Origin of the sequence: Enterococcus sp. E4-223 (assembly GCF_035727065.1) — a bacterium.
GTDB lineage: Bacteria > Bacillota > Bacilli > Lactobacillales > Enterococcaceae > Enterococcus_B > Enterococcus_B faecium.
In genome coordinates this window covers 88339-114160 of record NZ_JAPMLH010000001.1, presented here as the reverse complement: position 1 = coordinate 114160, position 25822 = coordinate 88339, and the positions used below count along the sequence as shown (strand labels likewise).

The window sequence follows — 25822 nt, the reverse complement described above, 5'->3', positions numbered from 1 at the left end:
TGCTAAGTGCGTTCGTTGAGCTTTATTTTATCATAGATAGCGGGCAATCAGTTGAATCATTTGCTTGGGAAATTCATTCAAGTCAGTAATATCTACAAAACGACTTTCACCGTAGATTGACTTGATTTCTTCTTTGTCTTGGCCAATAGCTGCGGAGACAAAGAAGATTCCTTGACGCTCATATTCTTTCAAAACAGACTGGATATCTTCTTTTGCTTTTTTGCCTGTATAATCCGGCAACGCTTTTGGCTGACCGTCACTAATATTAAGCAACAGTTTGGTTGTTGCGGATTGTCTGTTTAATTTTTCTGCTGCTAAACGAAGTGCCGCACCATCACGATTGTTTTGCCTTGGTTTCATAGTGACTAATTTTTCATTTAACCATTGAAATCCGTCTTCAAATTCTTTATAAGAAAACAAAGAAGTCTTTTCTCTTGACGAACGGTCTGCTGTATCTCCGTAAATCAACAATGGGATATCGACTTTCTTAGAAAATTCGGCAATGGCAATCGCTGCTTTTTTTGCCGCTTCGATCCGATCATCCCGTATCATTGACCCAGATTCATCGATCCGTACAGCTACCGCTAAAGAAGGTTGCTCATGTGGCGGGTTCTTTTTGTCAAAATTTCTCAAATCACCATATGCTACTTTGCTTGCATTGAACCGCTGACCTTCGTATTTTCCTTTTTGGTACGTCTCTGTTTGTTCATTATCCAGTAACTCTAAAATTTGCCGGCTAAGTGATTCTACTATTGGCATTACTTGCATGTGTAGCTCACGTGCTTCCGGCGTTTTTCCTTGGAAAGCTGGTCGGTGAACGATGAGACCTTCTTTTTCATGAATCGTTTCCTTCATGATTTGTCGCGCTTCTTTATTCAGTTGCTTCTTGATTTCCTTATCATGTGCTTCCATGTCAGAAGCAGACATTTCTTGAAAATCATCTCCTGTTTGTTGTTCTTTTTGATTTTTTCCTTCGATATCGCTACTGCGTTCTTTTTGCATTTGAGGAGGAATCTCGTTTTTTTCTATTGTTTCTTCTTGTTTCTCTTCTCCTTCATTTGGTTCTTCAGCAGACAACGATTTCTTTTCATCTAAGCGCAGAATTTCTTCAGCATTTTCAGTGATGTTTCGTTCATTTGCTTCTTCGGCGCTAATGGTTCTTCCTTTTGTATGCTCAGATTGAGGATGACCCCATTTTTCTTTTCTCAATATGTCCTGAAGTTCCAGTAGCAATCCACTGTCAGACAAAGCTTGTTCAAGAATTGCCAATTCATCTGGATCAGTGGATAATTTATACAAAACTTTTGGATAAATCGACTGGAGTAAATCTTGTCCTTGCTTATAGGTATTTGCCCAATAAAAATAAGAACGCATTCCTGCTACACCTTTGATGGCGTTAGCTCTTGCAGTTTCATCCAACAAACGGATAATCTCTGCCATCTTTAAGAGAAGTTCTTGTTTTTGGATCATAGTTTTCGCCATCGCACGTTCTGCCATGACTTCTAAGGCAGGAAGATCCATTTTTTCCGCATGTTGCATCCGATCTCTTAAAGATTCATTTAATGGGCGATTTCCTTGGTAATTTCGATTTGTAGTGATCACAATGACGCAATCTGGATGGCGACGAATGATTCCTGTCGGTAAATTCAACATCCCATTTGGTTCGAGCGCTGAGTTAAGTGCCACAAGAACAGAGGCATCTCGGATGACAGTCGGCTCTTGAATCTCTAATAAATATCCTTTTTCAATCGCTCGAACGATTTCAGAAGGGTAATAGCTGTAATGGATTGCATCTGGATAATCAGCTTCGATCCTTTGAACTAGCTCTACTAATTTTTCTTTAGCAGAAAAAGGATCAATGCCGTAATGGTTCTGGATCAGTGTCAGTACAGCTTCAAGTGTATCTGTTTGGTAAATAGCTTCTAGTAATTCTTGGTCTTGTTCCTTATTAGAATCTACTACAGGTAATAAGGCTCCGAAAACATCTGATTTGTCCATATCTGCAAAACAGGTCACTTTTGTATAGGGAAGTTGCAGATCAGCAGATAGTGCTTTGGCTAATTGTGTCTTCCCCGACCCGGCATCTCCTTCCAAAAGTACGTTACTGATTTTCATTTCAGGATCTTGCCAATTCCCTTTGATTTCGGAGGCGATCCGCCATTCTTCTGCACTTGTCCGATGGCTTTTCGGTTTCTTCCAGATCATTTGCTTTTCTAGCCGTGAAAAGGTTCGGTTTTCTGTTAGTGAGAAATTCTCCATGCTTCTCTTCCCCTTTTGATCATCTCTGTCTATTAATATCCTAGCTCATCTAAAAGACGTTTTAAAATACGGAATCGTTCCCCAATCAGTTCTCCGTCTTTTTGTAGTGTATCGTAATACAAAATGATGTCTTCATCGATCTTTGGATTTTTGGTATCTACTTCTACCGTCATTCGGTTCCCTTGCAATCCAATGATGTCTACGACTGGATTTTCTGGATCATAAAATTTTTCATAACGATAAGCATCTTGGAAGTATAAACTTCCTTGCGCAGCTAAGATCGCTAAGTCTAAAATACGTGTGATTGGTAATTCTTCCGACTGTCGTGACCATTTTTCTCCAGTATGTCGCCATACCTTGCCTGAGATATCGACTTTTCCACGATCATTCCACTGAGCAAGGCCCAGAGAAAGCCCTTTTGCGTCCGTATTTAATGCATTTCTTCCATCAACTTTATCATAGTCTTCTACAACGATTACTGGTTTATGTTTTAAATTTGTTGGTATTTCCATTATTTTAACTCCTCATCCTTTTATTTTTAGTAAATAAGTAAATTAGTAGTTTACTCATTTACTAAACTATATGCGACATTATAGAGGATTGAAGTGAGGATTGCAAAGAAAAAGAGCTTCGTTGATAGAAATAAAAACACCATCTCGTTCTTTTACACGCTCATTAGTAACATGTAGAAAGTCCAAGATGATGTTGGAATATTTTTGGTATGTTTTTTGAATAAAAGGAATTATTGCGCTGAAATGGCAATGCCGATGGCTTTTTCACCTAAATGTGTACCAATGACTGGTCCGAAATGACCAATTTCGATTTCTGCATTTGGATATTTTTTCTGCAATTTCTCTTTCTCCGCAATCGCTACTTCTAAATTATTTGCATGTATCACGTAAAGTTTGACTGGCGGTTGTATTTCGTTATTTCTTCTACCAATAATTTCTTCAGCTCGAGCAAATGCTTTTTTACTTGAACGGATTTTTTCGAATAAAACAATTTTCCCTTCAGAAAATGTCAGGATCGGTTTGATTTTTAATAAGCTGCCAATCAGCGCTGCACCATTTGTCAAACGTCCTCCTCGTACTAAATTGTTCAAATCATCTACAATCAGATAAGCGTAGGTATTATCTCGGATTCGATCGACATGTGCAAGTATTTCATCAAGGGACTGACCTTCATCATTTAAGTCTAAGGCAGCTTCTACCATGTGTCCCATCGGCATACTAGTGATCTTAGAGTCATAAGGAATGACCGTTACTCCGCTGATGTCATCTTTCATCGCAAATAATGTGTTGACAAAGCCAGAAATACCTGAAGAAAGATGGATACTTAAAATCGTGTCATACCCTTTCTCTTTCAATTCCTCATATAAACCCAAAACTTCCCCTACGACAGGTTGTGAAGTAGTAGGAAAATCTTTACTGTTTTTTAAAAGTCCATAATATTCATCCGCTTCGATATCGATTCCTTCGTTATAAATTTTCCCATCCATAATCAAAGGGATTGGAATAACGAATAAGTCGGGATGGTTCTTGATACGTTCCGGCAGATATGCCGAACTATCTGTAACTACTGCAAGTTTCATGTGTTTAATTTCCTCGTTTCAAAGAATTTTTCCAGACCTTATAACTATATCATAAGTAAGATTAGATATGAAACTAAAATTGGAAAATAGAAAAACGACAAGCGTAATCATACGAGTTGCCGTTTTTCAAGTGACAGCAAAAAACGATTAGTTAACCTATTCTTTGCTTCTGCTATGATGTTTAACATTTTTCAACATTCGAAACCCATTTTTTCCGAATTGAGAAAATAAAAATACTAAGCCGCCAATACTTCCTACAGCCACACAATAAATCATTGCATAGCTTTTTGGTTCCATTGACAATCGCTGATTCAGCAAAAAGAAAACGGCAAAACATACTGCAAGCATAATCAGGGTGGAGCGGAAAGTTTTTAAGAAAAAATTGCTGATCTTTGCTAAAGGTGCTATTCGGTATTCTTTGCACATAAAGTGATAGCCGCGAACAAAGACAATACCGAATGCTAAGCCATTTGATAAGCTCATCCCGTATCCGCCAACTAATCCTAATCCGATTACTTGGAAGATGACTTTCAGGATAATTGCTTCTACAGTTAATCGGATCGCAAAACGATGGTGATTCAAAGATTGAAGCATCGTAGATAGGATCGTGAATAAAGAGAAAAACAAAGAAGCTAGCAAAGCCATTTGGAAATATCCGACACTTTCAGGATCATAGCCAAAAAACAATGTGTATAGTGGTCCAGCTAATAAAGACATTCCAGTCAATGAAGGAAGAAGAATCAATAACGCAATCGAAAAACTATCTCCTACTGTTTTTTCGATTTGTATCCGATCTTTTTTCTTCATCGTGCTTAATATTGGCAAGCTGCTTATAGCTACTGTTCCTACCATGGAGATCAGGATCAATGTCAATTTATTTGGATTGACAGAAGCACGGCTGAATAAGAATTCCAGTTGCTGATCTGCGATCTCTGGACGGAAAAAGTGAAGCAGTGGTTTCATCGTTACTTGGTCGATCATTTGAACGATAGTAATGACTGAGCCGACAAAAATAAACGGTAGTGTTTCCCGAATGATAGAGACAGAGGCAGATCGGTTTTCTCTTTCGAAATAACGGCTGGAAATCAAAAAATCTTTAAGTTCGAAGAAGTCTTTTCTGCGTCCGACGATATACATATGGATAATCGCAGCTAACCCACCGAAGAAAGAAGCGACTGTACTGATCAATACAGCTTCTAATATGGTTCCGTCAGTCAATACGCGCAAGTAATAAGTACCAGCCAAGATAACGATCACTCGCACAGCCTGTTCGATAATCAAAGAAGTTCCATAAGGCCGCAGATCATTTTTTCCTTGGAAATATCCTCTCATTGCACTAAGAATTGGGATAGCAATCAAAGATGGGCATAAACTTCGGATAGCTAGTATCCCATTATTAACGTTAGCAATCGGACTGATTCCGGCTAGTAAAGGAGCAAATAAATACATCAGTGCAGCAGAAGCAATACCGATGACAAACATGATATTGATCGTACTTCTAAAAATCAGCCGACAAGCAGCGTTATCTCCTTCTTTTGTGGCTACAGCTACTTTTTTTGCAATCGCATTTGGAAATCCGACTGTACCAAGCATCAGGAACAATCCATAAGGAAGATAGCCAACATTATACAATGTCGTAGCAAGCATACCATCTTGATTGTTCCCCATCATACTTAGCCAGGGAATCAAATAGACTACCCCTAAAACTTTACATAGAAGATTAGCAAAGGTTAGCCAAAATGTTCCTTGCATCAATTTTTTATTCATTTAAATTCCCTCAACTATTCTTTCATAAAATAAACATCTTCCCTATTATAGCAAAAAATCATAGAAGGACAAATCCCTCTCTAATTCCTAAAATAAAAAAGAGCTTGCATCATAAGCCAACACTAATCTTTTTTATCCCTACGAATAAACTTGCATCCAGAATTGACTGTTGCAAATGCAGTTCGGATAGATCAGTTTGAACAACTTATGTCGCAATCTCTGTTTTTAATAAAATAAAACAGTTTAAAGCATAGACAGCAAAAAGACAGACGCAAGTCCTGTCAAAACTGACAACGCCATCGAACGTGTTTTGTAAGCCACGCCTGCTACTAGAATCATTGCAGCTATTTTGATATTCCAAGCAATATCCAGATGTTCGTGAGTAATGAAAACATCTTTAAAAGCTAACGCCGCAAATAATGCCACCGGTACATATTTCATCCAGTCACTGAACCAGGATGGCACTTTTCGATGAGTAAAATAAAGCATCGGGAACAAGCGCGGGATATATGCCACGATGAACAGACAAGCAACTAAAAGTAGCAAATATAGTTTAGTCATGGTGATTGGCCTCCTGTTCCGGGAAGTTGAAGAGCGGCTCATTGACATCTTTACCGCGGTCTCTTAGTTTCTTAGCTTTTTCTTTTTTGAATGCCTTCTCCAGCATAAATCCGGCAAATGAAGCAATGACTGTTGCTGCAATCAATCCGAAAGTATTTTGGAATAATACCATGAATACGACCCCTAATACGCCTGAGAATAAACCTGTAAAGATCAGTAGTGCGCTTTTCATCTGCATGATAAACATGAAAATGAACATGGCCGTCAAAGCAAAATGGACAAGGTCAGCATCTACTCGAATCACCGAGCCGAAAAAATTACCGATCATATTGCTACCGGCCCATGCAGTCATTGAGAACCAATTGACATATAAAGCCTTTCTTTTATTCCAGGAAGGGTCAGTTGAAAACTTTAAGTAGTTCACCGCATAGTTTTCATCATTCAGTGATTGAGAAAAGACAGCCAAAAACGTCCGCTTTTCTTTTTTCATAAAACCGGCAAGACTTGCTCCTAATAATGTATAGCGTAATTCTAAAAAGAAAACCATCAATAATGTCGTTGCAAATGATGCTTGCGTCGTAAGCATAGATGCAACTAAAAACTGCGCGCCACCGGAAAAGACCAGAATCGATAACAGTCCTGATAAGAGAGGATCAAATCCAACTTTTTGCAACAATACTCCGCAAGCTAATCCTACTGGTATATAGCTTATACAAAGTGGCATCACTGCATGCAAAGCTTGAAGCCATGGCGCACTTTTCTTTTTGTTCATTAAAATATCTCCTTTAATTACAACAAATAAACAGCGGACTCATTGTAACATAAATTCGCTAAATTGTAGCCGTTTTATTTAAAAACAAGATTATATTTTTCTCATTTTTGCTTCAATTCATGAATAAACGTTTTATTTACGAGAATAATTTGGGTCATATTTATCTGTTTCAATGTATATATACATCTTCTTGTCAGGAAGAGACTGACGCATATTTTTTTCAATATCATTGATGACCGAGTAAGCTTCATTCTCTTTGTTACCAACGATATCTGCTTTTGCTGCAACTAAAATCTCCGTTGGACTTAAATGAACTGTTTTGATATCAATTAGCCGACTGATTTCAGGTCGTTCAAAGGCTAACTTGATTTTTGACAAATCGCTTGCTGTCACGCTTTCACCGATGATCAGACTATAAAATTCTTTTGCTAGGAAAATGGCGGCTCCCATCAGCAAGAAACCGATCAGCAATCCGCTGATCGCATCAAATGCAGCAATCCCGGTTGCATAAGTCAATATTGTTCCTGCTAAAGCCAAGACCAAACCGATTACAGCACACAAGTCTTCCGTAAAAATAATCAGTATTTCACTGTGTCGACTTTCGCGCAAAAAGCGCATCGTGGAAAGTTTTTCAGTATTCAATTCTTTGATTTCTTTCATTGCCACGCGTAACGAACTTCCTTCGATTACCAAACCAAATAACAGTATTGCTATAACAATGATCGGATTACCCACTTCATGGGATGGATGCGTCAATTTTTCAAAAGCTTCCATCACCCCAAGTGCCCCACCGCCGAAGAAAAGCATCATTGCGACGATTGTACTGAAAAAGTATTTTGCTCGTCCTTCACCAAATTGATGCAACTCGCTCTGTCCTTTATTGGCTTGTTTATCACCGAATAACAGCAAAATCTGATTGCTGCAATCAACGATACTGTGGATGCTTTCGTTTAGCATGGCGGCACTGCCACTGATCGCATAGCCGACAAATTTGCTGATAGCAACTAGAATATTAGCCCCTAGAGCAGCAATTACGGAAAACATTCCGCTTTTTTTAAAATTTTCCATGTTATTTTCCTTCTTTCATCAACTGAACTCACTGAATTATGGCAATATTCGCCCTTTAACAGTTTTTTATGAAACTTATAGTTTAGACAAATTGAAAATGACCGATTGTCCATCATTCAATTTGATCTCTTTGGCACCAGTAGTAGCACTTTTCCCGTCCACAGTAAACATCCAATAGAGTTGATTTTTCTCATCCTGTGAGTGCCCTTCAAGCGAAGTGATGAAGCCGTTATCTTCTTCGACTTCAAAATTTCGTTTCAAAATACTCAGTAAATCATCGCCTTTTTTGAAGACCACTTCTTTTTCCGAAAAGTTTTGACCATTTTCTTGTAACGTGATTGTTGCTTTTTGCGATGTTTTTACTTCCTCCTTTTGGTTGGAAGCCAATTGTGTATAGGTTGTACTGCAACTTGTCAAAATGAGTATACTGACACTCATTGCAAGCAAACTATAAATTATTTTTTTCATTTTTTCCTCCTGAATGATTGTAAAAACGTTTGACGACTGGCAGAAAAACAAGAAAGAACACAACATTGCCTATACTGTGCATCAAATCAAACGACACCCCTTGAAGGTAATAGATCCAAGGTTGAGGTAAACGATATAACAGCGTATCAAAAACGGTCATACCTATTCCGTAAACCATGCCCGCCAGAAAAAAACAGACTCCCTTTAACCATAGATTCCTTTGCACTGTTTTTCTCAAGCAGGCGATTGAAAACAAACTCAGAACAACAGTATAGCTGATCCATTGGCCGATGACCCATGGTCCAACACCAAAATAAAAACTGCTGATTGCAATAGAAAGACTCATGACAATTAACGCATCTTTTAAGCTTAAGTAAAGTACTATAAATAAAAAAATAGCAGTCATTGGCTGGAAATTCGGGATAAATTGAAAAGCGATCCTACCTGCTACACAAGCAGCAGACAATAAGCTAAGCTGTGCTATTTTATTTGTGGACATTCCTAATGAAATCCCTCCTTCATCAGCAAGTTATTCACGTCCATTTAGTACATACAGAAAAGACTTGTGACAATTATTCTGGATAACTGCCGCAAGTCCTTTGGAACAGAATTATCTGAATGACATCTGGTAATCCAACTTATCCAATCAGGACTTTCTCACCATTAATGGGACCAAGAATTCGTAATTGATAAAGAAATCAATGACAGATCGTGGGTAGTCTCCAGATGAGATCGACAAGACTGTTTGATCTTTTTCGTTTGTTGTTATCGTTAAAGACTGTCCTTTATCTAATCGTACTTGATAAGTAGTTTCGTTGATCTTTTCCATATCGTAGGATGGATTTTTCATTGCCACGATAAAAATATCATCCAATACTTCATTCGTCAATTCAAATTCGCTCTGAAGATTCAAACGAAGTGGCTTCGTATTGTCTAGTAATGTCTGATTAACGGTAAAACCAAGTGTTCTTGCATGGGCTAATAATTGATTCAATTTGTGATTGAATATCGTGATCTGCCCTGCAGAGAATACTCGATCCACTGACCAGTGTCGGATCAAAGAAAGCACCCGGTCATCTTGGACATTGATTTCCATTGTCTCTGGTGATACGTTTAGGAGACTCATCGATTCCACTTGGTATCGTTGATCGATGGTCGGTAATACAAAGGAAAAGACTAATTCGTTTTGTCCATTCAACGTATAATTGGTCGAAAAATGTCTTGTTTTCCATGTGTCATAAGCTGAATTTGACCGTTCCAGACCAATATCATTCAACGGTTTCAGTAATTCATACGTGAAGTATTCGATCAGGCTTGTCTTTCCGATCGTGGAGATTGGTTCTTCATTCAATATAAAACGATCATATGATTCTAATAATTGTGGAAAATCTGATTCGATCAAATCTTTTCTCATACGTAAATCCGCTAATTCTGCTTCCGCTGTTTCGATCAAACTGACGATATCTTGATGATCTTGCTCTTTTCCTTCTAAATACCCGGGATTTTCAGTTATTTCGTAAGCATGGGTGTTTTCTGCAGTATTCGTATTCGTCGGAGTTACTTTTTCTTTTTCGTGTATTTTTGTTTCCTCTAGCATAGGGATTTCTTCTGTGTCATCCAGAGGATTACTTGTTTGTTCTTCCAATGAAGTGTTCGTTTCTTCATGATCTTCTGTTTGTTCTTCATTTTTTGTCCATTCTGCTTCATCGTGTTCATTCATACTCGGAACCTCCTTCATTAGATTGATTATTAGGATTCTCATTGCCAAGATAATTCATCAAGAATTCATGGATTGCTTGACCGAATCCCTCTTTGCTACCGAAATAGCGTCTGATTTGCCTTTGTTCTTTTTCTACGATGGCTGCACGAAGCTGGTCCGCTCTTGCTTCTTGCTTCAATGCTTCTTTTTGCTGCTGGATTGTTTCAGGCGTCTCAATATAAGGAAGCCAGCCTAATTTTTCATTAGATAGTACTTGCTTCTTCTTCTCTAATTCTTGAATTTCTTCCTCGATTTTTTTACGATTCAAGAATCCTTTATTGTCGTTCAAATCAGTCATTTGTCGATTGATTTCTTTTATTTGTTCATCTAAACGTTCAATTTCTGTCTGAGCAGTGATCACCTTTGCGTCTAGCTCATTGATTTTTTTGTCATAGTCCGTTGACTCCGGTTGGGAATATTTCTCCCACTCTTCATCGATCTTAGGCAAAACAAAAATTTCTGGCAGACTTGCATCAATACCGACCGTGGGCCGATCATGGTAATAAGTGCCGATTTTGTAATAGCTCATCGTTGGCGAGATGCTTTCTACTTGTTCCATAAAAGGAAATTCCTGTAAAAAACGATCATGGATCTTACGCATCAGCAATTGATCGATCTCGTGATTTTCATTTGAGCTTCTTTTTAATTCTTCATTCAATCGGCCATTGTATAAACGGTAGATCTCAGGGATATCTTCTTCGCGGACAGCTTTTTCAAAAGCCTGTAAGTCTTCTACTAATTGGGAAAGATTCATGCTTGCTTTTTCTTTGATATCGTAAAAAGAAGACGATTCTTGTCCTGTATCCTGATCCGCGTTCGTCTCCTCTAGTTCGTCTGGCTCATAATTTGCATTTGTATCTGGCTCTTTCATACTACTTGCCTCCTCTTACTCATCTGTTTTTCACTTATTAATACTTCAATAGTACCATTTTCTGTAAAAAATTGTTATAAAAAAGAGCGGGCAATGCTCCATAAAACAGGCTGCACCAAAATTTGGTACAGCCTTTTTTTCGATCAACTAGTCTTTCCATCTGATAGGACAGAATCGAATCCAATGACCTTTATCTTATTTTTTATTTACTAGGCAGATCTCTTGTTGTGAAATGAATGCGCTGATGCTCATCACGAGTTAGCTGCGTTTCTTCGTTTAGATAAGTAAACGTCAATTGTTCCAATTCGGGATCTTCAAGCATTCTTTCATAACCGGTAAAAATCGAACGGATATAGTGTTTATATGCGTTTTTCTTTTTCTGTCTTTTTTTCATGTAGCACCTTCCTTATCAAAAACTATCATACCAATGAATAACTATCTAGACAAGTTGGATTAAACCATTTTCTTTGTTTTTTTGAGGAATTTCGCTCTTCCAGTTGACGAATCCTCAAAAAAATGAAAAAATGCTTTAGTACTTAAGGAGGGAACCTAGTGAAAAAAATTGGTTTTGATTCAGAAAAATATATTGAAGAGCAGTCAGCGTATATTTTGGAACGAGTGAACCACTATGACAAATTATATTTAGAATTTGGTGGGAAGCTAGTTGACGACAAGCATGCGAAACGTGTACTTCCAGGATTTGAAGAAGATGCGAAAATCAAATTGCTGCAAAAATTGAAAGATCAAGCTGAAATACTGATTTGCGTCTATGCTGGAGATATTGAACGTAATAAGATCCGTGGTGATTATGGGATTACTTATGATATGGATATCTTGCGGTTAATCGATGAATTACGTGGTTATGGCTTATTAATCAACAGTGTCGTTATCACTCGCTACAGTGGACAGCCTGCCACGAAAGTCTTTATCAATAAACTAGAAAGACGAAACATCAAGGTCTATAAACACTCAGAAATCGAAGACTATCCAGTCAACGTAGAAAAAATCGTCTCAGAAGATGGTTTTGGAAAAAATGAGTATATTGAAACAACTAAACCAATCGTTGTAGTGACAGCTCCTGGCCCAGGAAGTGGAAAGCTCGCTACTTGCTTGAACCAACTGTATCATGAAAGCCAAAAAGGGCATGCAGCTGGTTACTCCAAGTTCGAAACTTTCCCAGTATGGAATGTTCCGTTGAAACATCCGCTGAACATTGCTTATGAAGCAGCCACAGTCGATCTAAAAGATGTCAATATGATCGATTCCTTCCACTTTGATGCCTACAATAAAGTAGCTGTGAACTATAATCGGGATGTTGAGACATTCCCTGTAATCAAACGTATTATTGAAAAAATTACTGGTAAAGAATCTGTTTATCAATCTCCTACTGACATGGGTGTGAATCGTGTAGGATTTGGGATCGTGGATGATACCGTTGTCCAAGAAGCTTCTAAACAAGAAATCATCCGTCGCTATTTCCAAACAGAATGCGACTTCAAAAAAGGATTGATCGACGAAGAAGCAGTTAATCGAATCAAACTGATTATGGAAGAAGTCGGTTTACGTCCTGAAGACCGAAACGTGGTAGTCCCTGCCCATGACTATGCAGATAAGATTCAAGCGCAAAGTCCTACAAAAGATCCTTCTGCTGTGATTGCAATCGAATTACCAGATGAAGTCATCATTACCGGGCGTACAAGTTCATTGATGGATGCGTCAGCGGCAGTTATCTTAAATGCAGTAAAACATTTAGCCCATATCGCAGATGACATTCCTTTATTGTCACCATTAGTTCTTGAAACAATACAAGGATTGAAATCAAAGACACTTCATTCCTCTTTGGATGCACTAAGCATCAATGAAGTCTTGATCGCTTTATCAATCAGTGCAGTAACGAATCCAATCGCTCAAGTTGCTTATGATAAACTAGCTGAACTTGAGGGAGCACAAGCCCACTCTACTGTGATGGTCAATAAAAATGATGAACAAACATTGAAAAAACTAGGAATCGATATTACCTGCGCACCTGTCTACCCTTCCGAAAATCTATATTACCAATAGAAAAAGTTTACTTATAAATGTTGAAAACGAAACTATTAGCTTAATCAATAGTTTCGTTTTTTATAGACTTTACTAAGACGTTACACTTTTTAAACCTTTTATTTTGTTCGCTTTATTTTCTAATGGAAAATGAATGCGTTTCACTCTAAAAAAGTAATGAAAATTTCACTAAAGATTAGTATTTTATTTGCAAAACAGGTAAAATAAAACGGAATTTGGAATAGGAGTGATTATTTGAGTTATTTATTAGGTATTATTGGTTTATTTGTCACATTAGGGCTTGCTTTTTTGATCAGTAGTAACAAAAAAGCAATCAAATTGAAACCACTAATTGTGATGTTCGTTTTGCAGCTTGTTCTTGGTTTCGTATTATTACGTACAACTTTTGGTACAGCGGTTGTTTCTGTATTGGCAAAAATGTTTGATCATCTTCTTGCTTTTGCTGGGCAAGGTGTTGACTTTGTTTTTGCCGGTGTAGCAAATAAAGGAAGTGCACCTTTCTTTCTTTCCGTATTGATGCCAATCGTATTTATTTCTGCTATTATCGGTATTCTACGCTATATCAAGATTCTTCCATTATTTATGAAAGCTGTTGGTCTAGGATTAAGTAAAATCAACGGGATGGGCAAATTGGAATCTTATAATGGAGTAGCTTCTGCTATTTTAGGACAATCGGAAGTTTTTATTTCCATAAAAAAGGAATTACCCTTCCTATCTGAGAAACGTTTGTTCACCATGAGTGTATCGGCTATGTCTACAGTTTCTATGTCGATCGTCGGATCTTATATGGCACTGATCGATTCTAAATATGTGATCACTGCCCTTGTTTTGAACTTATTTGGCGGTTATATTCTGGCTTCAATTGTAAATCCCTATGTATTAGAAGAAAAAGAAGATGAGCTGATCATTGAAGAAAACAAAGAACAGACATTTTTCCAAATGTTGGGAGAATACATTCTTGATGGTTTCCATGTGGCGATCACGGTTGCTGCTATGCTTATCGGTTTTGTTGCTTTGATTGCCATGATCAATGCTATCTTCCACGGGATATTCGGCATCACTTTCCAAGAGATCCTAGGTTACATCTTTGCCCCTCTTGCCTTCATCAGCGGAATCCCATGGAAAGAAGCAGTGGATGCCGGTAGTATCATGGCGACTAAACTGGTTACAAATGAATTTGTTGCTATGACAGAATTAGCAAATGGTAATTTCCATTTTACTGAGCGTACAACAGCAATTATATCTGTCTTCCTCGTTTCATTTGCCAACTTCTCTTCTATCGGGATCATTTCTGGTGCGATGAAGGGATTAAATGAAGAAAAAGGAAATCTTGTCGCAAAACACGGATTGAAAATTTTGCTAACAGCGACTTTAGTCAGCTTTTTAAGTGCTATTGTGACTGGCTTGCTGGTATAATATACAAAAAAGCAAAGTTGCTTTTAAAAGCTTTGGAAATATTTTCCAAAGCTTTTTCACTTGTTCAATCATCAAAGGAGAAATGACAATGAATTATTGCTATGTATTTATCGGTCCTTCTGGTTCTGGAAAAACTTCACTCGCAGAAGCTATTTTTCAGCCGGAACAAAAGATCATTACTTACACGAATCGATCACCAAGACCTGGGGAAAAAGATCAAGAGGATTATTATTTTGTTTCTGACAATACATTCAATCAGATGATCAAGGGAAATGAGTTTGCAGAGTGGGACCAATATGCTCAACATAAATATGGTTCCAGTAAAGCAGAAATTAAAAAGAAACTGACAGTAGGAAATTGTTACGCCGTTTTGACAGCAAATGGTTTTTGGCATTTATATGAGTATTTCGGGACGGTAGTCCGTCCTATCTTTATTACGATCTCTAAAGAAACATTGCAATCGCGCCTGAAAAAACGTGGAGATTCATCTGAACAGATTTCAGCCAGACTGGCGGTTTATGTAGAAGATTTAGCACAGTTGAAACGTTTGAAAGCTATCCCCTCACTTTTAGTCGTGTCAAACGATGGAGCGTTCCAAGAAGCTGCAGATAAAATAAAAAAAGGATTATTGATATAAATGTATCGAATAATACTCGTAGGATAAGCCGAGAGGTCGTGACAAAAGCTATGTCACGACCTCTCGATGAAGGGAGTTTCAGAAAGCAGCTTTTTCGTAAAATACGCTAAAATTCCACAAAAATTTGAGAAGCATTTTCGGAAATTCTTTCTTGTTTTTTGAAGCTGGCCACTTCTGTTACAACCTCTTGGCTATCATATGATTGTTTTTTTCAGTAGTGTTAATGTCTTTATCTTTGCTCAGATGATTTTATAGTCAATTGATGATTATTTGATATGCTTTTCTTTCGCCGTGTTCAAAAGGAAATTCAATCATCCCTTGATAAGTGAATCCAGCAGAATAGATGGTCTTTTCCATCGGTTTATTAGCTGGATAAGTATCGATACGGATATCTTGGATATTTTTGCTGGCTGCAATCGTCAACAAATGTTCTAAGAACGGTTTTGCTAGTTTTTTTCCTCGAGTACTTTCTGCTAAAGCGACACGATGAATCGATAAATAAGGACCAGTTGATTCTTTCCAACTACCATCTATTTTTGTGTAAACGGGATCCACGCCTGAGACTAATGCAGCTGTTCCAGCAATTTGATCTTCCACTATTAATACATAACTTTCTTTTCTTTCAATATCGTTCAAAATCGTTTCTTTTGTTGGTTTCTGCCCGTTTTGCCATTGAGGAGAGCCTTGCGAAGCAATGAAATCCGCTGCGGCATTAATGATTTCTACCACTTCTTCTACTTCTTCTTTCCTTGTTTGCCGAATATACATCCAGTTTCCTCTTTTCTATTCCTTTTTCATTTACATTATCTAATCATTGGATCACTTCATATAGTTCCTGAACTTTTGAATAATATTTAAGCCAATCTTTTGGATGATCTAGCAGGTGACTAATAAGTTCTAAATGATGCATAAGTGACCACTTTTTCAACACTCCCAGTCCAGGGAATTTTTGTTGCTGGTAAAGAGCCAATAATTCAATCATTCCTGAAGTAATCAAGAGTTGATGATGGTGACGCATGATCCATTTTTTCATTTTATCTCCTGCTTCAAGAAACTTCAATGCTTGGTCTTTAGCAGAGTCGTTACTGTCAGAGACAAAATGTTTCACGCGTATATTGCCGTAAGCATCAATATACGTTAGATGGATAGCAAGCGCTCGGCTAGGGAACCCTTTATCGAAATAACGGCTACCTTCGATCGTGAAATCAGAAAATCCAATATATCCGTCTGCGTGGAAAAAAAGATAGTCATCACTAAAAAAGTCATCTGTTTTATCTGCATAACTTTCAACATGCTTTCTCGTTTGAAAAGAGTCACGGATCACAATTTTGTTTTCGGGCAGCCAGATGCGAAAGCGACTAGTATCTGGTATCAAAAATTTCGAATCAACTCCTGCCAACTGTTTCCACACCTCTGTATCTTTTGGGTAGTGCTGTCCATCGAAAACAAGAAACGCTGGAGGTGAATCCAGTACTTCACTGAGATTTTCTGGCGTTAAGATCTGTGCAGGGACGACAGAGCTATTTTCTTTGACTGTCCAACTGTGCACATGCTGATCGAATAATTTGAATTGTCCTACTTGGGGATTTTGGATCACAGCGATTGGATGGTGCTTTTTTTGAAATAATTCGATCACATTTTTAAGCGTAGCGGAATCACGTACTGGTTCGATCACTGGTTGGATTTTATTGGAGAGCAATCCTCGCGACAGTGCTTCTTTTAATGCTAATAGATCAAATTGTTTTCCTCTTAAATAAGGATAGTACATATTTTTCACTCCAATGGCTCTGTAGGCAACCGACGGATCTGCTGTTGTTGCCTCAAATATTCATAATCATGCTGAAGCGCGATAACTTCTTCTTGCAACTCATTGATTGCCTGACTAGCTATTTCCTCTAAAAACCGTTCATAATATCGTTCGTTAGAAAATGGATCTTGATTTTCTGAACGTCTTTTCAATTCTTTGTACAATTGATCTGTTGGAAAATATTTTACGCCTCGCTCCATTTGCTTTGCTTTTCTTACTTCCCTGAATAAAGAAGCCATGAAGCGGTTTGTCAAAGCTTCTTCCGGTACAGCAAGCTCTTTCTTTGCTGCTTTTTTCGCAATCAGAAATGTACCAGAGGCAGGCATCTCCTCTTCAACCGTGTACGGACGATACACTAAAACACCTATTCCTGTAGGGATTTCAGTTTTTACTTCTTCATATAGTTTACTTGGTAAAACAAAATAATTATAATGTCCAACAAATGACAGTTTGGCTGTAGAGCGAAAATCTGCTTTTGTCACTTTCAGCTCATAGCATCGCCATTCTCGGCTTCCATCAAATTTTGTCAAGCAGCTAAGCGTATCTACAATTCCTTGGTCATCAGGCATCGTGACTTCTTCTACAACCAAGCCGCCTTGCTCGATGCAATATTGGTATAACGAGGATTCTATTTCGATGGTTAGCGGGGTCTTCATGTTTTCTACCTCCGAACATATTTTCGATTTACATTTTACATGAAATGGTTTTAAAATACTAGGCAGAATATACAAGAAACAAAAAATAGAAATGGTGCCAGCCACGCTAGCACCATTTCTATTTTTCAGATTGACTGATGGATAGAACGTTTTTCTAAATACTGTTGCACTTTTTCGATCCCGATACAAATGACCCAATAAATCAGTGCAACTAAAATATAGAGAGAAAAATAATCGAATGTCCGACCGCCTATGATCTTTGCTTTTTGAAATATTTCTGGCACTGTGATTGTTGCTGCTAACGAAGTACCTTTCACTAGATCCATAGCTACGTTACTGAGTGCCGGTACCGAGATTCGAAAAGCTTGCGGCAAAACGATATATTTCAATACCCCAAAGAAAGAAAAACCAGAAGCTAAACCAGCGTCCCACTGACCTGAAGAAACGCCTGCTAGTGATCCTCGATAGATTTCACCAATAAATGCACTGCTGGTAATCGTAAAGCAGATGACTGAAGCCGTTAAGGCACTTAATTGATAAGGTAACCCGAAATATAACAGAAACAGCAGGACTAGTGCGGGAATGCCTCTAAAGAACGATAAATAAAGACGAATAAATACATTCAGAGGCAGCCAATCCAAAAGACCTAAAACTGTCAAAAGCAACCCTACCAAATTTCCTAAAAGAAACGACACGAAGCCAATCCCTAATGTGTATACCAAGCCTTGCAGTACGAAAGGAAGCGAAGTCCACATGAGGGAAAAATCAATTAGAGGAAAGTACATCACTCACTCACCGACTCAGCCATCGTTTCTTTCGGTTTGACTGAAACATCAGTTTGAAAATATTTTTCAGATATTTTCTTTGTCGTCCCATCTTCTTTCATCTCTTTTAATACGCCATCGATTTTCTTTTTCAGAGCATCATTTCCTTCTTTCAATAAAAAACCACTTTCGTTTTCATTGAAATAAACGTTCTCCAGTATTTTTACAGGGATATCTGGTAAAGCAGATACGGCCATTTTCTGCAGATAATAATCATTTAGAATAACGTCTGTTCGACCATTTGCTACATCGCTTAAATACTGATCATTCGTGGCATTGTCATATGTGACTAATTTAGCTCCGTGTTTTTCCGCTAAACGCATATAGCTAGTATTGGGTTCGCCAGCTGCTTTTTTCCCTTTAAGATCTTCAAGTGAGTGGATTCCTGAATCATCTTTTTTTCGTACGATCATACTGTCAAATGAATATTTGAAAGGCTCTGAAAGGGAGAATTTTTTTTCTCTTTCTTTTGTGATACCAAAATCGTTCGCAGCAAAATCTGATTCTCCTTTTGAAACAGAAGTGATTTGTCCATCCACGTTGTATTCTTTAAAGGAGATTTTGACATTTAACCGTTTAGCCACCTCTTTTGCCAAATCTACGTCATAACCAACTAATTCATTTTGATCATTATAATAAGATGCGGGAAACAGTGTGCCAGAAGTCGCTACTACTAATTCTTTCTTTTTTTCTACATTACTCCAGCTGTTATCTTCCTGATTAGCGGCAGCTGTACCGCAAGCGCTTAAAATAAAAAAGGCACTAGTTATTAGAGCAAACAATCTTTTTTTCTTCATTCTTCTTCTCCTTGTTTCTGCTATTTCCATGGATTTGGTAAATGGAACTGATGATTTGCTTCAAATAGATAGCCGATTTGAAATAGCAAATCTTCTCTTCCTCTGGCAGCCATAAATTGGATTCCTAGAGGCATGTTTTCTTTTGTCAAATGAGTAGGCAAGCTGATTGCTGGTTGTCCAGTCAGATTAGCCAACTGTGTATAAGGTGTGATCTTCAAGCTCTCCTCAAACATGGAAGAAACAACGTCTAAAGCTTCTACTTCAGAACAATCACTGATGTGTTCCATCTGTGCTCTTATCGCATCACTTTGCAAATCTTCGCTGATTTTAGGGGCGGTAAATGCAGTCGTTGGTGAAAGGAATAGATCGTATTCTTGATGTAGGTTTTCCATGACAATTGCTGCTTCATCCCATACATGCAGAGAATCGATGTAAGTAGCGGCAGAGAGCTTCTGACCATATTGGAACAAAGTCCAAGAAATGGGTTCAAGTTCTTCTTTTCTGACAGCTCGCTGGATGCCTGTTTCAATCGAGCGGATCATTGCTGCTGTTTCTGCGCCATTCATCTGATAATAAGACGTGATCAGTTTACGACCATCTAGTGGGTAAGGAATCTCTGTCAAATCATGCCCTTCTTTTCCAAGGAAATCTACAGCTTTTTTTACAGCAAGTACTGCCTCTTCACTAATCTGTGAGTGGATCGGTGAATCAACACAAAAAGCTATCTTCAACCGTTTTTTTCTTGGATGTGTTTGCCACTCAACTGGCGATACTTGATATGGCGCACCGGAATGGATACTTCTCATCCCATAAAATAAAGCCTCCGTGTCTCTCATAGAAACTGTCAAGCCGAAATCAATAGCAGCTCCTTGCCATCCTCTCCAAGCATATGGACCAACTGGCATCGTCCCTCGCGAAGGTTTCAGCCCAATCAATCCGCAAAACGAAGCGGGTATTCTAATAGAACCACCGCCATCACTAGCACCAGCTAAAGGAACGATTCCTGATGAAACTGCAGCAGCAGCTCCTCCACTTGATCCGCCCGGTGTACATTCAAGGTTCCAAGGGTTTCTTGCTGGGCCATAGATGACTGGGTCTGTAATATTTTTGAAACCAAACTCTGGCGCATTGGTTTGTCCAAAAGGAACTAGACCTATCGCTTCTGCTTGCCGCACATAATTAGATGTATGAGAAGCTCGGTGTGTTTCAAATAAACGAGATCCTGAAGTAGCTAGCCATCCCTTTTTTTCTTGACCGAGCATTTTTAAAGGAAATGGGATACCAGCCAATGGCCCTTTTTCTGACTGGGGAATCAATAGCTCGTGGGAATTACTCTCGAATGGTTCAAGCGCGACAAACGCATTCAATTCATGATTTTGCTTCTTTATTTTTTTCTGTATATCCGTAACTAGTTCTTGAAAACTAAATTCTTTTTCTTTAAGCTCTTTTGCTAATTCTGTTGCATCATTCATATTATCCTCCTTTTTGCCTCTGTTATTTTCCCACAAGTTCGTCTAACATACAATGAGTACGCTTGCACAGGAATGAACAGACGAGTGTTTTTTATAAAAAAAGACGAAGATCAATCATGACCTTCGTCTCTTTGCTATGAAATGGTGCGTAATTTGCCTTTAAATTCGTCAATTGACGTATATCCTTTTTCTGACATAATCTGCGTTAATTCTTTTATGATTCTAGAAAAAATTTCCGGCCCTTCTTTATGAAGCTCGGTACCAATCTGTAACATGCTTGCGCCACATAGCAGATGTTCAAATGCATCTTGTCCTGTCCGAATCCCACCTGTACCAATGATTTGGATTTCTGGTTTCAAACGTGTATAAAAAGCGCGAACATTTGCCAAAGCAGTCGGCTTGATATACTCTCCACCAATGCCGCCGAACCCTTCTTTTGGTTTGATGACTACTGCTTCTTGTTCTGTATCGATATACAAACCATTGCCCACACTGTTGATAGCATTGACATAGGTCAATGGAAACTGATTCAAGATATCAGCCATCTGATCAAAATGAGCAAAATCAAAATAAGGAGGCAATTTGATTCCTAGCGGCTTAGAAAAGATGCTGAATACTTCTTTCAGTGTTTCATAAGTGGCCTCAAAATCGTAAGCTAGTTGTGGTTTTCCAGGCACATTGGGACAAGATAAATTTAATTCAGTGATCCCATTAAACCCACTTTTTTCTATTTTCTCAAGCATTTCCAAGTTTTCCTGGACACTCATCCCGGCAATGGAAAAAAATAACGGTTGATTTTGGTTTTCCTGCACTTTTTCATACGCAAGAGCATACTCTAGATAATAAGAAAAACCTAGGTTTGGAAGTCCCATAGAATTGATACTGCCTAAAGGAACATCAAAATAGCGTGGTTCGGGATTTCCTTTTCGTTCATTGATCGTACAGCTCTTAGTGATAAATGCTCCTGCTTCTGAATGAGCCAGTTCATCTAATTCTTGGGTAGTCATGCAGTGGACACCAGATGCATTCATCAAAGGATTGGCAAAGATATGATTGGCAAAGGTCGTTTCTAAACTCAAGTAAATCGCTCCTTCAAACAAGTTATTTTATCTAGTGTATCATGACTAAAAGAAAAATCAACTCTTGTTTTCCGAAGAAATTCTTAATCATCTTGTTCAGTTGACAGTACTTCGCCTGTTTGGCTATTGATCTTGACTGATGTACTTTGATTGCCGTCTTTTACTTTGACTTCCCAATAAGTAGTACCTAAATCTTTATCCAAATCCCAATCTGTTGCCGTACCGCTTCCTACTTTGTCGACGGCGATTTTTGCTGCTTCCTCAATCGTGATCAATTTATCAACATCCAGACCATCTTCTTTTTTCTTTTGACCATTTTGTTCATCTCGATCTAGAGTTCCTGGATTCTCTGTCTCCATTTTTTCATTTTGAGCATCAATTCTTGCTTCGTATTCTTTTTGATCATCGACACCTTCTATCTTGTAGAAGTAAGATCCCCAATCACTATCTAATTCCAAACTAGTAATTGCAGTATCTGGGTATTTATCTTGGAACAATTCGATCGCACGAGCTGCAGACACTTTGATATCTGACTGAGTACTTGCTTCACTAGAACTTTTTGTCTGGCTAGACGAAGATGTGCTTGCTTTTGTTGAGGAGTCCGATACCTGTGAAGAGCGCTGTTCGCTACTGGAAGACGTATTCCCAGATGTGCCTTGATTGGTATTTGATTGACAAGCAGCTAAAAACAAAGCTGCAAATAAACTAGTATAAATAACAGTTTTTTTCATTGATTCGATCCCCTTTGTTATAAAATAGTATTCTATTACAAGTATAACGAAGAAAAAATTTTCTGTCATGTTTAAAAATTAAAGAACCAAACTTTTATTATGAAAATATAAAGAAAAAGAAACTAAGCTTTAGAGACAATCCTAGAAGTTAGACAAAAAAGTTCACTTCTGGAGCATCATAAAACTTAGCTTCTTTTTAAATAGTCTTTAAACAGTACTTTTGCCTCAATTATGCCCGATGCATTGGGATGTCATTGTTTCCAGGTTGAACAAGCAAATATTGAATCACATCGATATTACTTGATTCAAATGAAGCTGCACAAGCTTGTAAGTATAGATCCCACATTCGATAGAAGGAATCTCCCATTTCTTTCGTGACTTGATCTTGGACTTGATGAAAATTCTTTGTCCAATGTTCTAATGTCAATTGGTAGTCACGACGTAAGCTTTCCAAATCAATCAGTTGCAAATCGTTTTTTGTAATGTTATCAACTAATTCAGTAACGCCAGGGACATAACCGCCAGGGAAAATATATTTATTGATCCAAGCATTTGTCGCACCACCTTGTTGTCGGCTGATTCCATGGATCAAAGCTGTTCCTTTTGGTTTCAATAAATCTTTTACCACTTTGAAATAACCTTCAAGATTTTCAGAACCTACATGTTCGAACATACCTACACTTGTGATATGATCAAACGTTTCGCCTTTTAGTTCGCGGTAATCCATTAATAATACACGGCATTTATCTTCTAAATGTTCTTCTTTTATTCTTTTGGTAATCAAATCGTATTGTTCTTCACTTAGTGTGATCCCAGTTGCCTTGACATTATACTCTTTGGCAGCAGTGAACATCAATGTTCCCCAGCCACAACCGATATCAAGCAACGTTTCGCCTTCTTTGATAAAGAGTTTGTCTAAGATATGATGGACTTTATTGATTTGTGCTTGTTCCAACGTATCTTCAGGTGTGTTGAAATAGGCACAAGAATAAGTCAAAGTTGGATCTAGCCAAAGTTTATAAAAGTCGTTACCTAAGTCATAATGCGCATGGATATCTTCTTTGTTTTTTTGTTTCGTATGTTTTTCTTTCTTTGGCAGCCATTTTAGATAATCTTTTCCTCGTAAAAAGCTGTTTGCTTGCTGATAAGCATCGTTGATCAATGCTTGGATACTTCCCTCGATCTCGATTCGATGATCCATATAGGCTTCTCCTAGTGCCAAAGAAGCGTTACTTGTAATCTCTTTCATTGGGATTTCTTCATGGATATTGATTTTGATTTGGGGAGGAGTGTCCGTATCTCCGTATTGTTTCGTTGTACCGTCCCAATAATTTACTTCGACAGGGAGCGAGAAAGAACGTGAAAATAATTGATTGTATAAAGTTTTCTCTAACATGATTTTCCTCCTTAAAAAAACTACCCTATTACGTTAATACTAAAAAAGAAAAGAATCAACTAAGAAGTTTAATTTTTTCAGAAATTTTTCAAAAACTACTTTATTTTTCATTTTTTTCACATTCATTGTCGCATAAATCGCTTAAACTTGTCATTCGACACGCTTATCTTTGAATCTTGTTTTGACAAAAACCCATAAAAGCAGCAAGACAGTTATCGTTGTTTGGACACTTAGCATCAAGATAAAGTCAAAGTGGATAAACCCTACAACTGCTGCTACCATGGATCCTATCCCCATAACATTCAGCATCAAATTTGCACTCTCTTTGAATGTATGAATGGATGAAAGTTGGCTTTTTCTTGTCATCCACAAGAAAAAGGAAGCCCCGAATAAAATGAGACTCGTCATGACAAGTAGGACAAGACCAAGACTTAAACTATAAGATAAAATGATTGTTGGACGATTACTGGCATAAAATTCTTTTTCTAAAAATCGTTGGAAATCTTCGGGCGTACGTACAGAATCTGGTTGGAAAGATGGGCTATAATTCATCGTATAGCGGCGTATACCAGATTTATCCTTTTGTTGGATCACCCATTGTTCCTTCTCAAAATCAATAAAAGTTCCATGATCGGATTGTTGTTTCTCAGATAAAGACACACCTACCAAAATTTCAGGGGTCACAGCTATCGTTTGTTGCGATGATTGTAACCCAGTTTCAGATAATTCAAGTTCAGAAAATTTTTTGGTTCCTTGTTCATCGATCAGCGAATGAACGGATAGAAATTGTTCTAATGGAATCGCTTGGATCTGATTGGCATAAAAAAGAGTCACAGGCATGACCATCAAGGAAACTAAAAATACAAATATCAGGAAAAATTTTGGCCATGATAATAGTTTGCGTCCCGCAAACACTTGAGTTGGCGTACGTAAAGTGGAAAAATAATTTAACGGAAATGTTTGCATGATCCTCTGCTCCTATCCTTTTGTTCCGCCAGATGTCAGGCCGGTAACAAAGTTCTTTTGTAAAAAGAAGAATAATAGACAAATCGGTAGTGCAATCAAAATTGCCCCAGCAGCAAAAAGAGAGACTCTTTGGTTTGTCACATCAGAAATAAATGTTTGTAAGCCGACAGCAACAGTCTGATTTTCAGGTGTTCGAAGCAGGAACTTAGCTAACATGAAATCCCCAAAAGGTCCCATAAAAGCCCATAATGCTTGAACGGCGAGCATTGGTTTGACAAGCGGTAATACAATCTGGAAAAAAATCCTGAAATGCCCTGCCCCATCAAGTTTAGCAGATTCATCTAAATCTATTGGTACAGTGTCAAAGTATCCTTTCATCAGCCAAGTATTCATTGGAATTCCACCGCCTATATAGATCATTGTCAAGAACCAGTACTTATCTAGCGCCTCTAATAGGAAAGCCATGACATAAAAGGCAGTCAATGCTGCCATAGTCGGTACCATCTGAATCACTAAAAAGAACATCAAACTTGATTTGCGGCCGATAAAACGATAACGGCTATACGTATAGCCGGCTAAAGTTACTACAGTTACTTGTACGATCATCGTTAGGACAGAGATGATTAACGTATTTTTATACCAAGTCCCGTAAAGTGTTTCACTGAACAGCCGCGTGAAATTCCATAAAGTCCAGTCGCTTGAAAAATCCAAACTGAAAGCCGCAATGTTTCCTGACTTGAAGGCAGTACTTGCTGTGATCAAAAGCGGATAGATGATAATGACTGACAGTATTAAAAGAAAAAAGTAAGTAAAAAAGTGAGAAAGTCGTTTTTGGAATCGAGCACTCGAATGAAATTTTTTCAT

The 25822-nt window shown here is 38.0% G+C and carries 26 protein-coding genes; 3 read left to right on the top strand and 23 right to left on the bottom strand.

Annotated features, from left to right (window positions below; all coding sequences use genetic code 11):
• Positions 1-30: 30 nt before the first annotated feature.
• The 12 genes from OS139_RS00640 to OS139_RS00585 form a co-directional block, all read right to left on the bottom strand.
• Positions 31-2259 carry an AAA family ATPase gene (locus tag OS139_RS00640; RefSeq protein WP_325066764.1) on the bottom strand — a complete coding sequence of 743 codons (2229 nt, stop codon included), beginning with the start codon at positions 2257-2259 and terminating at the stop codon, positions 31-33.
• A gap of 32 nt (positions 2260-2291) precedes the next feature.
• Complete coding sequence (locus OS139_RS00635) at positions 2292-2771, bottom strand: DUF6530 family protein (RefSeq protein ID WP_002286073.1); 480 nt, start codon at positions 2769-2771, stop codon at positions 2292-2294.
• A 230-nt stretch (positions 2772-3001) separates the two neighbouring features.
• On the bottom strand, positions 3002-3850 hold the full coding sequence (locus tag OS139_RS00630; RefSeq protein WP_002298432.1) for a DegV family protein: 849 nt from the start codon (positions 3848-3850) through the stop codon (positions 3002-3004).
• Between the two features lie 156 nt (positions 3851-4006).
• Positions 4007-5617: a polysaccharide biosynthesis protein gene (locus OS139_RS00625; protein ID WP_002331766.1), complete on the bottom strand. Its 1611-nt coding sequence runs from the start codon at positions 5615-5617 to the stop codon at positions 4007-4009.
• A 243-nt stretch (positions 5618-5860) separates the two neighbouring features.
• A complete protein-coding gene (locus OS139_RS00620) occupies positions 5861-6178 on the bottom strand; it encodes an AzlD domain-containing protein (protein WP_002295896.1) in 318 nt (105 codons plus the stop codon).
• The gene (locus OS139_RS00615) at positions 6171-6950 is read right to left on the bottom strand and encodes an AzlC family ABC transporter permease (protein ID WP_002295898.1); all 780 of its coding nucleotides are present in this window, start codon (positions 6948-6950) and stop codon (positions 6171-6173) included. Before OS139_RS00615 ends, OS139_RS00620 begins: the two co-directional genes overlap by 8 nt.
• A gap of 132 nt (positions 6951-7082) precedes the next feature.
• Positions 7083-8018: a cation diffusion facilitator family transporter gene (locus OS139_RS00610; RefSeq protein WP_002295900.1), complete on the bottom strand. Its 936-nt coding sequence runs from the start codon at positions 8016-8018 to the stop codon at positions 7083-7085.
• A 75-nt stretch (positions 8019-8093) separates the two neighbouring features.
• Entirely contained in the window at positions 8094-8486 is a 393-nt protein-coding gene (locus OS139_RS00605; protein WP_002302017.1) for a DUF4430 domain-containing protein, read from the bottom strand.
• A complete protein-coding gene (locus OS139_RS00600) occupies positions 8467-8985 on the bottom strand; it encodes a hypothetical protein (RefSeq protein ID WP_002331765.1) in 519 nt (172 codons plus the stop codon). The genes OS139_RS00605 and OS139_RS00600 overlap by 20 nt, the downstream gene beginning before the upstream one ends.
• 147 nt (positions 8986-9132) lie before the next feature.
• Positions 9133-10206 (bottom strand): hypothetical protein, encoded by a 1074-nt coding sequence (locus tag OS139_RS00595; protein ID WP_002331764.1) that lies wholly within the window; start codon positions 10204-10206, stop codon positions 9133-9135.
• A complete protein-coding gene (locus OS139_RS00590) occupies positions 10199-11116 on the bottom strand; it encodes a coiled-coil domain-containing protein (protein ID WP_002331763.1) in 918 nt (305 codons plus the stop codon). The genes OS139_RS00595 and OS139_RS00590 overlap by 8 nt, the downstream gene beginning before the upstream one ends.
• Before the next feature lie 202 nt (positions 11117-11318).
• The gene (locus tag OS139_RS00585) at positions 11319-11510 is read right to left on the bottom strand and encodes a hypothetical protein (protein ID WP_002295907.1); all 192 of its coding nucleotides are present in this window, start codon (positions 11508-11510) and stop codon (positions 11319-11321) included.
• A 158-nt stretch (positions 11511-11668) separates the two neighbouring features.
• Between OS139_RS00585 and OS139_RS00580 the strand changes: the two genes are divergently transcribed.
• The 3 genes from OS139_RS00580 (at position 11669) to OS139_RS00570 (ending at position 15230) form a co-directional block, all read left to right on the top strand.
• Positions 11669-13177, top strand: a complete 1509-nt coding sequence (locus tag OS139_RS00580; protein WP_002295908.1) for a DUF1846 domain-containing protein — start codon at positions 11669-11671, stop codon at positions 13175-13177.
• A gap of 234 nt (positions 13178-13411) precedes the next feature.
• Positions 13412-14593 (top strand): NupC/NupG family nucleoside CNT transporter, encoded by a 1182-nt coding sequence (locus OS139_RS00575; protein ID WP_002295909.1) that lies wholly within the window; start codon positions 13412-13414, stop codon positions 14591-14593.
• An 88-nt stretch (positions 14594-14681) separates the two neighbouring features.
• The gene (locus tag OS139_RS00570; RefSeq protein WP_002295911.1) at positions 14682-15230 is read left to right on the top strand and encodes a guanylate kinase; all 549 of its coding nucleotides are present in this window, start codon (positions 14682-14684) and stop codon (positions 15228-15230) included.
• A 255-nt stretch (positions 15231-15485) separates the two neighbouring features.
• On the opposite strand, the gene OS139_RS00565 is transcribed toward OS139_RS00570, so the two are convergent.
• The 11 genes from OS139_RS00565 to OS139_RS00515 all read right to left on the bottom strand — a co-directional run bounded on the left by OS139_RS00565 (position 15486) and on the right by OS139_RS00515 (position 25822).
• Positions 15486-15998, bottom strand: coding sequence for a GNAT family N-acetyltransferase (locus OS139_RS00565; RefSeq protein ID WP_002331762.1), 513 nt, complete (start codon positions 15996-15998; stop codon positions 15486-15488).
• A 43-nt stretch (positions 15999-16041) separates the two neighbouring features.
• Entirely contained in the window at positions 16042-16998 is a 957-nt protein-coding gene (locus OS139_RS00560) for a sce7725 family protein (RefSeq protein WP_002295913.1), read from the bottom strand.
• Positions 16999-17003: 5 nt separating this feature from the next.
• Complete coding sequence (locus tag OS139_RS00555; protein ID WP_002298443.1) at positions 17004-17693, bottom strand: hypothetical protein; 690 nt, start codon at positions 17691-17693, stop codon at positions 17004-17006.
• A gap of 125 nt (positions 17694-17818) precedes the next feature.
• Positions 17819-18478 (bottom strand): amino acid ABC transporter permease, encoded by a 660-nt coding sequence (locus OS139_RS00550; RefSeq protein WP_002331760.1) that lies wholly within the window; start codon positions 18476-18478, stop codon positions 17819-17821.
• Positions 18478-19314: a transporter substrate-binding domain-containing protein gene (locus OS139_RS00545; RefSeq protein WP_002298445.1), complete on the bottom strand. Its 837-nt coding sequence runs from the start codon at positions 19312-19314 to the stop codon at positions 18478-18480. The genes OS139_RS00550 and OS139_RS00545 overlap by 1 nt, the downstream gene beginning before the upstream one ends.
• A gap of 20 nt (positions 19315-19334) precedes the next feature.
• Positions 19335-20786, bottom strand: a complete 1452-nt coding sequence (locus tag OS139_RS00540; RefSeq protein ID WP_002324849.1) for an amidase — start codon at positions 20784-20786, stop codon at positions 19335-19337.
• 134 nt (positions 20787-20920) lie between these two features.
• Positions 20921-21865: a dihydroorotate oxidase gene (locus OS139_RS00535; protein ID WP_002295918.1), complete on the bottom strand. Its 945-nt coding sequence runs from the start codon at positions 21863-21865 to the stop codon at positions 20921-20923.
• 83 nt (positions 21866-21948) lie between these two features.
• Positions 21949-22596, bottom strand: coding sequence for a PepSY domain-containing protein (locus OS139_RS00530; protein ID WP_002298449.1), 648 nt, complete (start codon positions 22594-22596; stop codon positions 21949-21951).
• A gap of 229 nt (positions 22597-22825) precedes the next feature.
• Entirely contained in the window at positions 22826-23992 is a 1167-nt protein-coding gene (locus OS139_RS00525; RefSeq protein ID WP_002324076.1) for an SAM-dependent methyltransferase, read from the bottom strand.
• Positions 23993-24142: 150 nt separating this feature from the next.
• The gene (locus tag OS139_RS00520; protein ID WP_002331759.1) at positions 24143-24958 is read right to left on the bottom strand and encodes a hypothetical protein; all 816 of its coding nucleotides are present in this window, start codon (positions 24956-24958) and stop codon (positions 24143-24145) included.
• 12 nt (positions 24959-24970) lie between these two features.
• Positions 24971-25822, bottom strand: coding sequence for a sugar ABC transporter permease (locus OS139_RS00515; RefSeq protein ID WP_325066763.1), 852 nt, complete (start codon positions 25820-25822; stop codon positions 24971-24973).